The organism is Mesorhizobium sp. M1403 (assembly GCF_040317695.1).
GTDB lineage: Bacteria > Pseudomonadota > Alphaproteobacteria > Rhizobiales > Rhizobiaceae > Mesorhizobium.
The window spans coordinates 464,542-479,230 of the sequence record NZ_JAMYKY010000001.1; the positions used below are offsets into that span (position 1 = coordinate 464,542).

At 63.3% G+C, this 14,689-nt stretch carries 12 protein-coding genes; 5 read left to right on the plus strand and 7 right to left on the minus strand.

Annotated features, from left to right (window positions below; genetic code table 11):
- Window position 1 precedes the first annotated feature (1 nt).
- The 5 genes from NKH01_RS02390 to NKH01_RS02410 all read right to left on the minus strand — a co-directional run bounded on the left by NKH01_RS02390 (window position 2) and on the right by NKH01_RS02410 (window position 3,968).
- Window positions 2–880, minus strand: coding sequence for a cytochrome b/b6 domain-containing protein (locus tag NKH01_RS02390; protein WP_353018776.1), 879 nt, complete (start codon window positions 878–880; stop codon window positions 2–4).
- 101 nt (window positions 881–981) lie between these two features.
- A complete protein-coding gene (locus tag NKH01_RS02395) occupies window positions 982–1,659 on the minus strand; it encodes a DUF1345 domain-containing protein (RefSeq protein WP_023720124.1) in 678 nt (225 codons plus the stop codon).
- 4 nt (window positions 1,660–1,663) lie between these two features.
- On the minus strand, window positions 1,664–2,131 hold the full coding sequence (locus NKH01_RS02400; protein WP_023720123.1) for a YaiI/YqxD family protein: 468 nt from the start codon (window positions 2,129–2,131) through the stop codon (window positions 1,664–1,666).
- Window positions 2,132–2,197: 66 nt separating this feature from the next.
- Window positions 2,198–2,767, minus strand: a complete 570-nt coding sequence (gfa, locus tag NKH01_RS02405; protein WP_353018778.1) for an S-(hydroxymethyl)glutathione synthase — start codon at window positions 2,765–2,767, stop codon at window positions 2,198–2,200.
- A gap of 73 nt (window positions 2,768–2,840) precedes the next feature.
- Window positions 2,841–3,968 (minus strand): S-(hydroxymethyl)glutathione dehydrogenase/class III alcohol dehydrogenase, encoded by a 1,128-nt coding sequence (locus tag NKH01_RS02410; RefSeq protein WP_352547345.1) that lies wholly within the window; start codon window positions 3,966–3,968, stop codon window positions 2,841–2,843.
- 213 nt (window positions 3,969–4,181) lie between these two features.
- Here NKH01_RS02410 and NKH01_RS02415 point away from each other — a divergent pair, with 213 nt between their 5' ends.
- The 3 genes from NKH01_RS02415 (at window position 4,182) to NKH01_RS02425 (ending at window position 11,061) form a co-directional block, all read left to right on the plus strand.
- Window positions 4,182–6,194, plus strand: a complete 2,013-nt coding sequence (locus NKH01_RS02415; RefSeq protein WP_353018780.1) for an acetyl-CoA carboxylase biotin carboxylase subunit — start codon at window positions 4,182–4,184, stop codon at window positions 6,192–6,194.
- A gap of 477 nt (window positions 6,195–6,671) precedes the next feature.
- Window positions 6,672–10,199 carry a DNA polymerase III subunit alpha gene (gene dnaE, locus NKH01_RS02420; RefSeq protein ID WP_353018782.1) on the plus strand — a complete coding sequence of 1,176 codons (3,528 nt, stop codon included), beginning with the start codon at window positions 6,672–6,674 and terminating at the stop codon, window positions 10,197–10,199.
- A 58-nt stretch (window positions 10,200–10,257) separates the two neighbouring features.
- The gene (locus NKH01_RS02425) at window positions 10,258–11,061 is read left to right on the plus strand and encodes an ion channel (RefSeq protein WP_353018784.1); all 804 of its coding nucleotides are present in this window, start codon (window positions 10,258–10,260) and stop codon (window positions 11,059–11,061) included.
- 9 nt (window positions 11,062–11,070) lie between these two features.
- On the opposite strand, the gene NKH01_RS02430 is transcribed toward NKH01_RS02425, so the two are convergent.
- Window positions 11,071–11,952, minus strand: a complete 882-nt coding sequence (locus NKH01_RS02430) for a DMT family transporter (RefSeq protein ID WP_352547349.1) — start codon at window positions 11,950–11,952, stop codon at window positions 11,071–11,073.
- Between the two features lie 173 nt (window positions 11,953–12,125).
- On the opposite strand from NKH01_RS02430, the gene NKH01_RS02435 reads away from it, so the two are divergent.
- Complete coding sequence (locus NKH01_RS02435; RefSeq protein WP_353018786.1) at window positions 12,126–12,632, plus strand: hypothetical protein; 507 nt, start codon at window positions 12,126–12,128, stop codon at window positions 12,630–12,632.
- Between the two features lie 5 nt (window positions 12,633–12,637).
- On the opposite strand, the gene NKH01_RS02440 is transcribed toward NKH01_RS02435, so the two are convergent.
- A complete protein-coding gene (locus NKH01_RS02440) occupies window positions 12,638–13,966 on the minus strand; it encodes a DNA polymerase IV (RefSeq protein ID WP_353018788.1) in 1,329 nt (442 codons plus the stop codon).
- A 68-nt stretch (window positions 13,967–14,034) separates the two neighbouring features.
- Here NKH01_RS02440 and NKH01_RS02445 point away from each other — a divergent pair, with 68 nt between their 5' ends.
- Window positions 14,035–14,610 (plus strand): GNAT family N-acetyltransferase, encoded by a 576-nt coding sequence (locus tag NKH01_RS02445; RefSeq protein ID WP_352855391.1) that lies wholly within the window; start codon window positions 14,035–14,037, stop codon window positions 14,608–14,610.
- Window positions 14,611–14,689: the final 79 nt, after the last annotated feature.

A 14,689-nucleotide genomic window follows, 5' to 3' on the forward strand; every position in this document is an offset into this window, starting at 1 on the left:
GTCAGGCGCTCCTCTCGGGTGCTTTGTCGCCATTCGCCGGCGGGTCGGTTCGATACCAGCCGGTGATAATCGAACGCAGCTCGTTGATCGGGCCGGCGGCCAGGATCATCAGGATGTGGATGACGAAGAAGGCGACGAGCAGCAGCATCACCGTGAAGTGAATGGTGCGCGCCGTCTGCCGGCCGCCGAGCAGGTCGTTCAGGAATGGCAGCACCGAGTTCATGCTCGGCGACATGGCCAGGCCGGTGATGATCATCAGCGGCAGCAGCACGAACAGCACGCCGCCATAGGCCATCTTCTGCAAGGTGTTGTATTCGCGCGTGTGGTGGAACCTGAACCTTGCGTGGTCGACAATGTCTCGCGGCAGCCGCCTGATATCATCGAGGCGCGGGGCAAGATCGCGCCGCAAATGGCCGTTGATCAGACTGGCGACCAGCCAGACCAGCAGCGTGGTGGTCAGCACCCAAGCGAAGAAGAAATGAACGACGCGCGCGGTGCCGAGATCGTAGTAGGAAGGGATCGTCGCCCAGGACGGGAAGGCGCGGGAGGTCTCCTGGCCGGCGGGACCCGACCAGCCGAGCACGCCGGTGGTATCGAAGCGCTTGCCGAAGATCTCGGTATAGCCGCGCGGGCCAGTCACCGTGTTCTCGGCGCCGATAGCGAAGATGGTGTTGTTGTAGCCAAAGCCCGACTCCTTGCCGATGTAGAGCTGTGGGCGGGCGTTAAATATTTGCAGACCGGAAAGCAGCATGAAGAACAGCGCGATCGCCCATAGCCAATGCGTCAGCCGCGTCCAGCGCGACTGCCGATAGATCAGCGTCGCATCGCTCGGCGCGGCGGTATCTGCTCCGGCGGCTTGGTTTCTGGCAAGCGATTCCATCTGTTGTTCCCTCCGGCCGCGTGTTCGCCGCGGCCTGTCAGATCTCTTCTCCTCCCAATACGTCGCCAGCTTAAGCGATGTTTCACCCGATCACGGATTTATTACGGACTGCCGAGGCTGACTGCGAGGTTGACCGCGGCTGCCACGATGACCGTGTTGAAGAAGAACGACAGGATCGAATGCACAAGCACGACACGCCGCATTTGCGAGGTCGTGATGTTGGTGTCGGCGGTTTGCGCCGTCATGCCGATCACTGTCGCAAAATAGAGGAAATCCGAGCCTTCCGGCCGTTTGCCGCCCGGGAAGTCGAGGCCGCCGACCGGAATTTTCTTTTTGGTGTCGCCATCCATCGCATCGCCGTCCAACCAATAGAGATGCGCGTAGTGAAGTGCCGCCATCGCATGGATGGTCAACCAGCCAAGCGGGATAGACAACAACGCCACCGTAAGCTCGACGGGATCCGCGCTCTTCTCCCTGTTGATCAATTGAAACAAGGAGATGATGGCAATGGCAACCACAACCAGCGTGACCGCGAAGATGGCCAGCACCGGCAGGTCGGTGTCGCCTGCATTCTTGCGCAGATAGCTGCCGGTAAGCCGCGGCATGTGAGCGACGACAAGACAGAGATAGGCGGCAAAGAACACGTTGGCGCCGATCGAATAGGCAAGCGGCGCACGCCAGATCAGTGCTGCGCCAAAGGCTGCCACGCCGATGCAGGCCGACAGCGCGAACGGCGTGTGGCGTTGCATGGGCATCTTGGTGGGGGTACCGGTCGTCATGGTTTCAGTCCGCTGAGGCGGATTTCAGCGCTCGCCGCAAGATGCGGTCAAGTTCGCCGAGAAACCGCGAGCGATCCTGCGGCGCGAAGCTCGAATTGTAGCCCTTGCTTTCGCCGGTCTCGCGCAGGTGCTGCTTGAGGTCGCGCATCGCCACCGCCATGCCGATCGTCTCCGGCGTAAACGGGCGCCCGGTCGGGCCGAGTACATGGGCGCCAAGTGCCACCGCGCGCGCGGCAAGCGGGATGTCGGCGGTCACCACGATGTCGTTGGGCCGGGCATTTTCGACGATCCAGTCGTCGGCGGCGTCGGCGCTCTTGGAGACGACGACATTGCGGATCATCGGATCGCGCGATGGACGCAAGCCGCCATTGGAGACGAAGGTGACGACGATGCCGTGCCGCTCGGCAACCTTTTCGACCTCGGCCTTCACTGGGCAGGCATCGGCATCGACGAGAATAGCGGGTGCGGGCATCGTTGTTCCAAATGTGAAAGAGCCGGGCGACGTCGCCCGGCTCGATCGATGATAGTCGAGCGGCTACTAGGCCGGCAACGCGCCGGATCTCTTTGCGGTCCAGGTGGCGATATAGTCCATCAAGCCAGGATTGAGGCAGTCATAGGGTTCGAGCCCGATCGACTTCAGCTGTGACCTTATGCCGTCCATACGGCTCGGATCGACACCGGATTCGATGATCGACGAGACGAAGGCGGTGAAACCCGGAGGCGACCAGCCGTCCTCCTGGAAGCGCTCCGGATGGATGAAGGACAGCCCCTTGAACGCGTGATCGCGCTCGACCGGGCCATGCATGTGGACGCCGCAGCCCGTGCAGGCATGGCGCAGGATCAGCGCGCCCGGATCGACCACCTTCAGCTTGTCGCCGTTTTCGGTCACCGTCACGTCGCCCGTACCGGCAACCGCCACGACCGAGAACAATGCGCCTTCCGGCTTCCAGCATTTGGTGCAGCCGCAGGCATGGTTGTGGGCGATCTGGCCCTTGACCTTCACCTTGACCGGATTGCTCGTGCAGGCGCAGACCAGCGTCCCGCCGGCAAAGTCGGCCTTTTCCCTGGGCAGTCCATTGTCGATTTTCGGATGCAGTTTTTCCGGCATTTTTGTCTCCTCCCTTGTTGAACATGTGCATTTTCGGCCGCTGGCTGATTGGCCGGCGGCTTTCTCCTCCTCCTCAGTAAACTACCACGCTCCTGATCGACTTGCCTTCATGCATAAGGTCAAACCCCTTGTTGATGTCCTCGAGCTTCAGCGTGTGGGTGATCATCGGATCGATCTCGATCTTGCCGTCCATGTACCAGTCGACGATCTTCGGCACGTCGGTGCGGCCGCGCGCGCCGCCGAAAGCGGTGCCCATCCAGGTGCGGCCGGTGACCAGTTGGAACGGCCGCGTCGAGATCTCCTGTCCGGCGCCGGCAACGCCGATGATGACCGACTTGCCCCAGCCACGGTGGGACGATTCAAGCGCCTGCCGCATGACTTTCGTGTTGCCGGTGCAGTCGAACGTGTAGTCGGCACCGCCGATCTGGTCGGCGCCGCGCTTGGTCATGTTGACGAGATGAGCCACGATATCGCCGTCGATCTCCTTCGGATTGACGAAATGCGTCATGCCGAATTTCTCGCCCCAGGCCTTCTTGTCGTTGTTCAGGTCGACGCCGATGATCATGTCGGCGCCGGCAAGGCGCAGGCCCTGGATGACGTTGAGGCCGATGCCGCCAAGGCCGAAGACGACAGCGGTCGCGCCTTGCTCGACCTTGGCCGTGTTGATCACCGCGCCGATGCCGGTGGTGACGCCGCAGCCGATGTAGCAGATCTTGTCGAAGGGGGCGTCGGCATTGACCTTGGCCACCGCGATCTCGGGCAGCACGGTGAAGTTGGAGAAGGTCGAGCAGCCCATGTAGTGGAACAGCTTGTCCTTGCCGATCGAGAAGCGCGACGTGCCGTCAGGCATCAAGCCTTGACCCTGCGTGGCACGGATGGCGGTGCAGAGGTTGGTCTTGCGCGACAGGCAGGACGGGCACTGCCGGCATTCCGGCGTATAAAGCGGGATGACATGGTCGCCCTTCTTGACCGAGGTGACGCCCTTGCCGACGTCGACGACGATGCCGGCGCCCTCATGGCCGAGGATCGCCGGAAACAGGCCTTCCGGGTCGGCGCCCGACAGTGTGAACTCGTCGGTGTGGCAGATGCCGGTTGCCTTGATCTCGACCAGCACCTCGCCATCACGGGGACCTTCGAGGTCGACCTCCATGATCTCCAGCGGCTTTCCGGCGGCGACGGCGACAGCGGCGCGCGTTTTCATCAGGCAATCCTCCCATGGCAGTCTGCAATCCAGGTTAGATTTAACTTACCACTCAGCTCTGCGCTATGCACGAAGCGACGTTCTGATCCCGGATTTTCGTCAGAGCTCGCCGATTTGCGTCCGGGATAGGCTCCGACTTTGCCTTGACCGGCCCCCTGAAGCCCATAAAACGGGAAGCCCAGAAAAGAAGGGCAGCCGAGGGACGAGGCCTGCATGTTCACAAAGATCCTGATCGCCAACCGTGGCGAGATCGCCTGCCGCGTGATCAAGACGGCGCGCAAGATGGGCATCGCCACCGTCGCGGTCTATTCCGACGCCGACCGCGACGCGGTGCATGTCGAAATGGCTGACGAGGCGGTGCATATCGGCCCTTCTCCCGCCGCGCAAAGCTATCTGGCCCCGGAAAAGATCATCGCCGCCTGCAAGGCGACAGGGGCCGAGGCCGTGCATCCCGGCTACGGTTTCCTGTCCGAGCGGGCATCCTTCTGCGAGGCGCTGGAGCAGGAAGGCATCGTCTTCATCGGCCCGAAGCCCAAGGCCATCAAGGCAATGGGCGACAAGATCGAATCGAAGAAGTTCGCCAACGCCGCCAAGGTTTCGACGGTGCCCGGCTGGCTCGGCGTCATCGAAAACGCCGCCCATGCCGAAAAGATCGCCGGCGAAATTGGCTATCCCGTGATGATCAAGGCCTCGGCCGGCGGCGGCGGTAAGGGCATGCGCATCGCCTGGAGCAAGGCAGAGGTGCGCGACGGCTTCGACCGGGCGCGGTCGGAGGCCAAAAGCTCGTTCGGTGATGACCGCGTCTTCATCGAGAAGTTCATTGTCGATCCGCGCCATATCGAAATCCAGGTGCTCGCCGACGCGCATGGCAACACGCTCTATCTCGGCGAGCGCGAATGCTCGATCCAGCGCCGCAACCAGAAGGTCGTAGAAGAGGCGCCGTCGCCGTTCCTCGATGCCAAGACCCGCAAAGCCATGGGCGAGCAGTCGGTGGCGCTGGCCAAGGCGGTCGACTACCAGAGCGCCGGCACGGTCGAATTCATCGTCGATAGCGACAAGAACTTCTATTTCCTGGAAATGAACACGCGCTTGCAGGTCGAGCATCCGGTGACGGAACTGGTCACCGGGATCGACCTGGTCGAGCAGATGATCCGCGTGGCAGCCGGCGAAAAGCTCGCCATCAAGCAGGGCGACGTCAAGCTGAACGGCTGGGCGGTGGAAAGCCGCCTCTATGCCGAAGACCCATATCGCAACTTTCTGCCGTCGATTGGCCGGTTGACGAGATACCGGCCGCCGGACGAGGGGCAATTTGGCGAAATAGTCATCCGCAACGATACTGGCGTCACCGAAGGCTCGGAAATCTCGATGTTCTATGATCCGATGGTCGCCAAGCTGTGCACCTGGGCGCCGACACGGCTTGCGGCAATAGATGCGATGTCGGAAGCGCTGGACAGTTTCGTCGTCGACGGCATCGAGCACAACATACCGTTCCTGGCGGCGCTGATGCAGCATCCGCGCTGGCGGGAAGGGCTGATATCGACCGCTTTCATCGTCGAGGAATACCCCGACGGCTTCGCGCCGATCGTGCCAGACGCCGAGGAGAAAGCGGTGCTGGCCGCGATGGCTACCGCAGTCGAACTGCTGCGCCGCGACCGGCTCGACCGGCTGGGCGGGCGGCTGGCGCCGCATTCTGGCGCCTTGAAACGCGATTGGGTGGTGAAGATCGGCCGGGATTATCTTTCGGTCGCCATCGTCGAAGGCATGATTTCCATTCCGATGGAGCTCGACCTCACAATCGACGGCGGCAAGGCACTGAGGGTGACCTCCGACTGGCGGCCGGGCGATCTCATCTGGCGCGGCACGGCCGGCGGCCGCAAAGTCGCGGCGCAGGTCAGGCCGGTGCTGAACGGGTTCCGCCTTGCCTGGAAAGGCATGTCTGTGACAGCCCGCGCCATGCTGCCGCGCACGGCCGAACTCGAAAGGCTGATGCCGGAAAAAGTGGCCCCGGACACGTCGAAGATGCTGCTCTGCCCGATGCCTGGCCTCGTCGTGTCGATCGCGGTTGCCGAGGGGCAGGAGGTCAAGGCCGGCGAGACGCTGGCTGTGGTCGAGGCGATGAAGATGGAAAACGTGCTGCGCGCCGAGCGCGATCTCATCGTATCGAAGCTCAACGCCAAGCCCGGCGACAGCCTTGCGGTCGATGCGGTGATCATGCAATTCGCGTGAGGCTGAAATCCGCCTCGGCGCCGGCCTGGGACGTTGGAGATTAGCGAAAGCCGAGGTGACGGCCAATCTCCCCCCTCGTGGGGGAGATGTCCGGCAGGACAGAGAGGGGCGCGAAGAAACGCGACCTGACAATTCGTTGGGCAACGAGGCTCGGGCGTGCGGAATTCGCTTTTTTGCCGCCGCAACGTATTTTGTTCTTGCTTTGTGCCGGCAGCTGTGCTATTAATCTGGGTATGGTGCTAAATGGCTCCAACGACCCGCCCGCTGTGGCGGGTTTTTTGTTTTCAGGCCTGACGTCGGCGGGACAGCGCCCCTCTCTGTCCTGCCGGACATCTCCCCCACGAGGGGGGAGATTGGCAGGTTCGGCGGTTGCTCTAAACTCACAAAGCTCCAATCGCTTCCGCTGGACTCGTGTTACCCGGTGCCGGACAATACATCTTCATCGACTGAGTCCTTGTGAGGCGGCGCGAAAAAACCATGGCGGATGAGAGACTTCCACGCGATCCCTTGCTGCGCGAGGCCTATGCGAAGGCGTCGCGGGCGGAGCAGGCGGCGCGTCGGTTCATTCATCTGCGCGTGCATTCGGCCTATTCTCTGCTCGAAGGCGCCTTGCAGCTCGGCAAGATCGTCGGCCATGCGGTGCAGGACGAGTGCCCGGCAATCGCCGTCACCGACACCAACAATCTGTTCGGCGCGCTGGAATTCGCCCAGAAGGCGGTAAAGGACGGCATTCAGCCGATCATCGGCTGCCAGATCGACCTCGCCTTTTCCGGTGAGGCGAGCGACAGCCAGCGCGACCGCAGGCGGCAAGGACCGGAGATGCGGCCGGTCGTCCTGATCGCCGCAACCGAGGCCGGCTACGGCAATCTGGTCAGGCTGGTCAGCCGCGTCTACCTCGAGACACCGCCCGGCGAAGCGGTGCATCTGACGACCGAGATGCTGCAGGGCCACTCCGACGGTCTGATCTGCCTTACGGGCGGGCCGCGAGGCCCGATCGGCAATGCCTTGAAAGAGGACCGCCGCGAACTCGCCGAGACCCGGCTCCTGGCGCTCAAGGGCCTGTTCGGCGACCGGCTCTATGTCGAGCTTGAGCGCGTCTCCGGCTATGACCGCACGATCGAGCAGTCGTCGGTCGACCTCGCCTACCGCCACGATCTGCCGCTGGTTGCCACCAACGAGGCGTTTTTCTTTTCTCGTGAAGACTATGAGGCGCATGACGCGCTGATCGCCATCGCCGAAGGCTCCGTGGTTGCGGCCGACAATCGCCGCCGCCTTTCGCCCGACCACTTCCTGAGAAGCCAGGCCGATATGGCGAGGCTGTTCGCCGACCTGCCGGAAGCAATCGACAACACCGTCGAGATCGCGCTGCGCTGCTCCTACTATCCGAAGACCCGCAACCCGATCCTGCCGCGCTTTGCCGGCCGCGATGTCGCCGACGCCGACGCGGCGGTTAAAGCGGAGGCGCAGGAGCTTGCCCGGCAGGCGCATGAAGGGCTGGAGGCGCGGCTGGCGGCGCATGGGCTCACACCCGGCTACACGGCCGAGCAATATCGCGAGAGGCTGGATTTCGAGCTCGGGGTCATCGAGAAGATGAAATATCCCGGCTATTTCCTGATCGTTGCCGACTTCATCAAATGGGCCAAGGCACAAGGCATTCCGGTCGGCCCGGGCCGCGGTTCGGGCGCCGGCTCGCTGGTTGCGTATTCGACGACCATCACCGACATCGATCCGCTGCGCTTTTCGCTGCTGTTCGAGCGCTTCCTCAATCCCGATCGCGTGTCGATGCCCGACTTCGACATCGACTTCTGCCAGGACCGGCGCGAGGAGGTCATCCGTTACGTCCAGCAGAAATACGGCCGCGACCAGGTTGGCCAGATCATCACCTTCGGCACGCTGCAGGCGCGCGCGGTGCTGCGCGACGTAGGCCGTGTGCTGCAGATGCCTTATGGTCAGGTCGATAAACTGAGCAAGATGGTGCCGTCGAACCCGGCCAATCCAGTCAAGCTCGCCGACGCCATCGCCAACGAGCCGCGCTTTGCCGAAGAGGCCGAGCGGGAGCCGATCGTGCAAACGCTGCTCGACACGGCGCAGAAACTGGAAGGTCTCTACCGCCACGCCTCGACGCACGCCGCCGGTATCGTCATCGGCGACCGGCCGCTGTGGGAACTGGTGCCGATGTACCGCGATCCGCGCTCGGACATGCCGGTCACCCAGTTCAACATGAAATATGTCGAGCAGGCCGGGCTGGTGAAATTCGACTTCCTTGGGCTGAAGACGCTGACCGTGCTGGACAGGGCGGTCAAGCTGATCCGCCGCCGCGGCATCGAGATCGATCTCGCCCACATTCCGCTCGACGACCCGGAAACCTACGCCATGCTGTCGCGCGGCGAGGTGGTCGGCGTGTTCCAGGTGGAAAGTGCCGGCATGCGCAAGGCGCTGATCGGCATGCGGCCCGACTGTATCGAGGACATCATCGCGCTGGTCGCGCTCTACCGGCCGGGGCCGATGGAGAACATCCCGACCTACAACGCCAGAAAGCACGGCGAGGAGGAGATGGCGTCGATCCACCCGAAGATCGACCATCTCGTCAAGGAGACGCAAGGCGTCATCGTCTACCAGGAACAGGTGATGCAGATCGCGCAGGAGCTTTCCGGCTATTCGCTAGGCGAAGCCGATCTGCTGCGCCGCGCCATGGGCAAGAAAATCCGCGCCGAGATGGACAAGCAGCGCGAGCGCTTTGTTTCCGGTGCGGTCGAGCGCGGCGTCGGCAAGCCGCAAGCCGACTTCATCTTCGACCTGCTGGCAAAGTTTGCCGACTACGGTTTCAACAAATCGCATGCGGCCGCTTATGCCGTCGTCTCCTACCAGACCGCTTATCTGAAGGCGCATGACCCGGTCGAATTCCTGGCGGCATCGATGACGCTCGACATGGGCAATACGGACAAGCTCGCCGATTTCCGCCAGGATGCGCTGCGTCTCGGCATCGAAGTGGTGGCGCCATCGGTGATGACGTCGTTCCGGGATTTCGAGGTCGGCGAGAACCGCATCTTCTATTCGCTGGCCGCGCTCAAGGGCGTCGGCGACGCGGCGGTCGAGCACATCGTCGCCACGCGCGGCGAAAAACCGTTCAAGAGCCTCGCCAATTTCTGCGAAAGGGTCGATCCGAAGATCGTCGGCAAGCGCGTCTTCGAAAGCCTGATTATGGCCGGCGCGCTCGACTGCTTCGGCCTCGACCGCGCGGCGATGATGGCCGGCGTCGAGCGGATGATGGGGCTGGCATCGCTGGCGCAGCAGAATGCCGTCACCGGCCAGCATGACATTTTTGGCGCCTCGCTTGGCGCACAGTCGCAGGCACTCAACCTGCCGGCGACCGACCCCTGGCTCGCCGCCGACCGCCTGCACCGCGAATTCCAGGTGGTTGGATTCTATCTCTCGGCGCATCCGCTCGACGAATACAAGGCGGCGCTGCAGAAAATGCGGGTGCAGACCTGGGGCGAGTTTTCGGCCGCCGTCAAACGCGGTGCTGCCGCCGGCCGGCTTGCCGGCACTGTGACCACAAAGCAGGAACGCAAGACGCGCACCGGCAACAAGATGGGCGTCGTGCAGTTTTCCGACACGTCGGGCCAGTATGAAGCGGTGCTGTTCTCGGAAGGGCTGGCACAATACCGCGACCTGCTCGAACCCGGCCGCTCGGTGGTGATCACCGTTTCGGCCGAGGACAGGCCGGAAGGCGTCAATCTGCGCATCCAGACCGTGCAGTCGCTGGAGGACGAGGCAAGCCGCATCCAGAAAGCGCTGCGCATCTTCGTCAGAAATGACGCACCGGCATCGACAATCCAATCGCAACTTGGGCAGCGTGGCGACAGTCAGGTGAGCATCATCGTCATCAAGGAAGGCGGCGAGGGCGAGGTCGAGATTGAGTTGCCCAACCGCTACCGCGTCTCGCCGCAGATCGCGTCGGCGATGCGCGCTGTGCCAGGCGTGGTGGAAGTGGAGCTGGTGTAGCCGGCTGCCCGGCTGGCAACACTGGACGGCTGGTGGCCCAAACGTTATCGCAGTCGCCATGAATGCAATAGACAAGAGTGGAGCGCAGGATTCTTCAGCCTTGGCGCGGCTCCGCGACATGCTGCGCAAGCTATATCACGGGCGCACAGCGGCGGCGTTCCGGTTTCAGCTTGCGGCTGTTGTCATCGACCTCGCCATCATTGCCTTTTTTATTGCCACGCCGGTGATCCAGAAGTCGTCCTCGTTCCTCTGGCTGGACTACTCCGTGGCAGCACTCGTCGCCGCCGACATGATTGCCCGGCTGCTTGCCTCCAACGACATGCTGCGCCTGATGAGACAGCCGGCGTCGTGGATCGATGCCTTCATCCTGCTGACTCTGCTGATGCCTACGGCGCTGGCCAATCTCGGTTTTTTGCGCATCCTGCGGCTGTGGTCGCTGTCGCGTCGCGGCGCGCTGTGGCGATTTCTCGAGATGCGCGGCTTCAGGCGATGGCGCGAGGCGAGCCGCGCGGTCATCAATTTCCTGACGTTCCTCTTTGTAATCACCGGCTTCGTCTACACCTTCTTCTTCCGCACCGTGGGCGGTCTCGAAGGCTATGTCGATGCGCTGTATTTCACCGTCGCCACAGTTACCACGACCGGTTTCGGTGACATCGTCCTGCCCGGCGTGGCCGGCAAGCTCACCGCGATCGCCACCATGATCATCGGCATATCGCTGTTCGTCAGGCTTGCGCAGGCGCTCTTCCGTCCCACCAAGGTGTTCTTTCCTTGCCCGCAATGCGGGCTGCAGCGGCACGAGCCCGACGCCGTCCATTGCAAGGCCTGTGGGCACGTTCTGAACATACCCGACGATGGCGATTGAATTGCAGGGCTACGATGCTGCCACCTCAGCCGGTTTGGCGGCTTTTTTCTGCAGATTGAGCAGATTGCCGAGCAGGATCAGCAGGGCGCCGCCGGCGGTGAAGGCGTCGATCTGCTCGTGATAAAGCAGCCATCCGATCACCGCCGACAGCGGTACGCGCAAAAAGTCCATTGGCGAGATGACCGTCGCATCGGCATAGACAAGTGCGCGGGCCATGCAGAAATGCGACGACATGCCGGTAAACGCGATCAGCAGGATCCACGGCCAGAGCTCGAGCGGCGGGTTGCGCCATTCGTACAGCGCCGGGACGAGGCCAAGCACCGACTGGATGATCAGCATCCAGAAGATGATGCGCACGACGCTGTCCGTCCGCGTCAGCGACTTGACGAGGACCACCGAGACGCCGAAGCAGACCGCGGCTCCCAGCACGATAACCTGCCCCGGATTGACCGCGCCGACGCCCGGACGCACGATGATCACCACGCCGATCAGCCCCAGCACGATTGCCGCAAGCCGTGGCCGGGAGAGCCTTTCGCCGAGGAAAACGACCGCCAGCAGGGCGGTCCAGATCGGCGTGGTGAATTCGATCGAGATCAGCACCGCAAGCGGGATCAGCGTCAGGGCGTAAAGCCAGGCAGCCTGGCCGGTATAGTGGACGACGTTGCGGGCGATATGGGCCAGCGGACGCCCGGTGCGCATCGCCGCAAAACCGCCTGACATCATGACCAGCGGCAGCAGGATGAAAAAGCCGATCACCGAGCGCAGCTCGAGCACCTGGAAGACGTTGAGCTCTGCCGTCGTGGCCCGGCCGGCGACCGACATCGCCAGGAACGAGGCGATCGACAGCGCCATCCAGAACGCGGCCTTGGGGATCGAGGGTGCGGGTACCATGCGCGCTATGTCGCAAGCCGGCGCTTTCATCGCAACCGCTAGCCGACGCATTTGACTGGGCCAGCCGTGAAGCGTTGCAAACAGTGATGTTGAAGCCGGAACCCGCCGCTGAGGGAAGCGTTGGTCCCTCAGTGTTTGCGTGCTGTGTTTGGATACCAACGAGGAGCGGTCCGATGAAATCACTCGCACGATTTGTACTTGCCGGCTGCCTGGCGGCCGGGGCCGGCGCAGCGCATGCCGACGATCCGGATTTTCTTCGCTCATTCCAGGGGAGTTTCGCCGGCAAAGGCATCGTCAAGGTCACCACCGATGCGCCGACGGTGAATGTCTCCTGTCACTTCAATTCCGACGCGACGTCGAACTCATTGTCGCTCGACGGCAGCTGCCGCGGTCTTATTTTGGTAACGCGCGACATCAGCGCGGACCTCAGGTCCAGCGGGACGAAATACAGCGGCACCTATGTCGGATCGCGCACCGGGCCGGCGCAATTGAGCGGCAGCCGCTCCGGCAACGCAATCAATCTCGGCATCCGTTGGGCCAAGGAGGTCAATGGCGATCGCAAGGCGCAAATGACGGTCGAGAAGAATGGCGAGGACGGCATGCGGCTGACCGTTATCGACGTCGACCCGAAAACCGGCGAGCGCGTGATTACCAGCCGGATCGATCTGCGGCGCACTTAGCACTATCACTCCTCGATCGGTTCGGGCGGGTGCGCATCACGGCCCTTGCCGAAGGTATAGCCGGTTTCCACCGCCCTGCGGCCGAACTTGCCGCGCAGCGTGTCGATGGCGCCTTCGGCCATGGCGCGCTTGCGTGACTTGACGTCGACCAGGTCGGGCGGGTCCGCCCGGTCATCGTCGGAGAGATCGCTGACGCCAATGCCGAGCAGCCGGTATTTCGTGCCATCCGCTTCCTTGCGTAGCAGCTCGAGCCCGGTCTGAAAGATGCGGTCGGCCAGCCGGGTCGGATCGCCGAGCTGGCGATTGCGCGTGCGGATCTTGAAATCCTGGGTCTTCAGCTTGAGGACGACGGTGCGTCCGGCAATGCCGGATTTTTTCAGCCGGGCCGAGACTTTCTCCGCCAGCGCCCTCAGCACCGAAACCAGTTCCTCGACGGAGGCGATGTCGGTGTCGAAAGTGGTTTCCGCCGAGACGCTTTTCGCGTCCTGGTCGGGAACGACGCGGCGGTCGTCCTCGCCGCGCGAAAGCCAGTAGAGCCGGTCGCCCATGACGCCATAGCGGCGCATCAGGTCGCCGCGTTCCATGCGCTGCAGCTGGCCGATGGTGCGGATGCCGTCGCGCTCGAGCGTGGCGGCAAAGGCCTTGCCGACGCCCCAGATCAGCGTCACCGGCTGCTCGGCCAGGAAGCCGATAGCCTCAGCCTCGCCGATCACCGAAAAGCCGCGCGGCTTGCGGAAGTCCGAGGCCACCTTGGCCAGGAACTTGCAATAGGACAGGCCTGCCGAAACGGTGATGCCGATCTCCTTTTCGACGCTGAGAGCGAAGCGCGCCAGCACCACCGCAGGCGGCAGGCCATGCAGGCGCTCGGTGCCGGCGAGGTCGAGGAAGGCCTCATCGATCGAGAGCGGCTCGACCAGCGGCGTCAGCGCCTGCATCATGGCGCGCACCTCGCGGCCGACGCGGATGTATTTTTCCATGTCCGGCGGGAGGACCACCGCGTCCGGGCAGGCTTCGAGCGCCTTAAACATCGGCATTGCCGAGCGCACGCCATGGATGCGGGCGATATAGCAGGCGGTGGAGACGACGCCGCGCTTGCCGCCGCCGATGATCAACGGCCGGTCCTTCAATGCCGGGTTGTCGCGCTTTTCGACCGCCGCGTAGAACGCGTCGCAATCGATATGGGCAAGGCGCAGCCGGTAAAGCTCGGGATGGCGCGCAAGCCGCGGACTGCCGCAGCGCTCGCAACGGCGTGCCTCGCTGCGCTGAAAATTCAGGCAGTCGCGGCAAAAACCGTGTTCGGGATTGTTGACAGGGGCCGCCATCGCTGCGAACATAAAGAGAACAAATGCAATGGTACGTCAGGACGGACGCCACGACAAGGCGGTGGGCCGGGAGAGAGCTCATGAATACGACCATAGCGCCGCTAGTGCCCGAGCTTTGGGCGGATTTCGAAGATCTTTTCGGTAAGCAAGGCGCCTGCTACGGCTGCTGGTGCACACATTTCCGGCTGTCGCCGGCAGCGCGCCGCGCGAGCGACCGGGAGCGCAACAAGGATCATATCAAGGCGCGGATCGAGGCCGGGCCGCCGCCCGGCCTGCTGGCCTTCGAGGACGGCCGGGCAGTCGGCTGGATGCAGATCGGCCCGCGCGCCGACGTGCCCGAATGGAACAACCAGGGCAGGGGGTCGGCGCCGCTCGACCCCGCCGATGCCACCGATCCCGGCGTCTGGGCGATCTCCTGCTTTTTCATCCGCGCCAAGGCACGCGGCAGGGGCCTGTCGCACCGCCTGGTGACAGGCGGCATCGACTTCGCACGGGAAAATGGTGCCCGGCTGATCGAGGCCTGCCCGATCGATCTATCGAAGGATTCGCGCTCGATCGGGCTGTTCGTCGGCTCGTCGCGGGTCTTCGAAAAGGCCGGGTTCCAGCGATTGGTCGAGCGCAAGCCGGGCCGGCCGCTGGTGCGGCTGGTGCTTTAGGCAATGCCGCGGGCGACATCGATCCGTCCGGCTCGCCTTGCGGTTGTGATGGTAATTCCCTACCAGTGATAGAAACGGT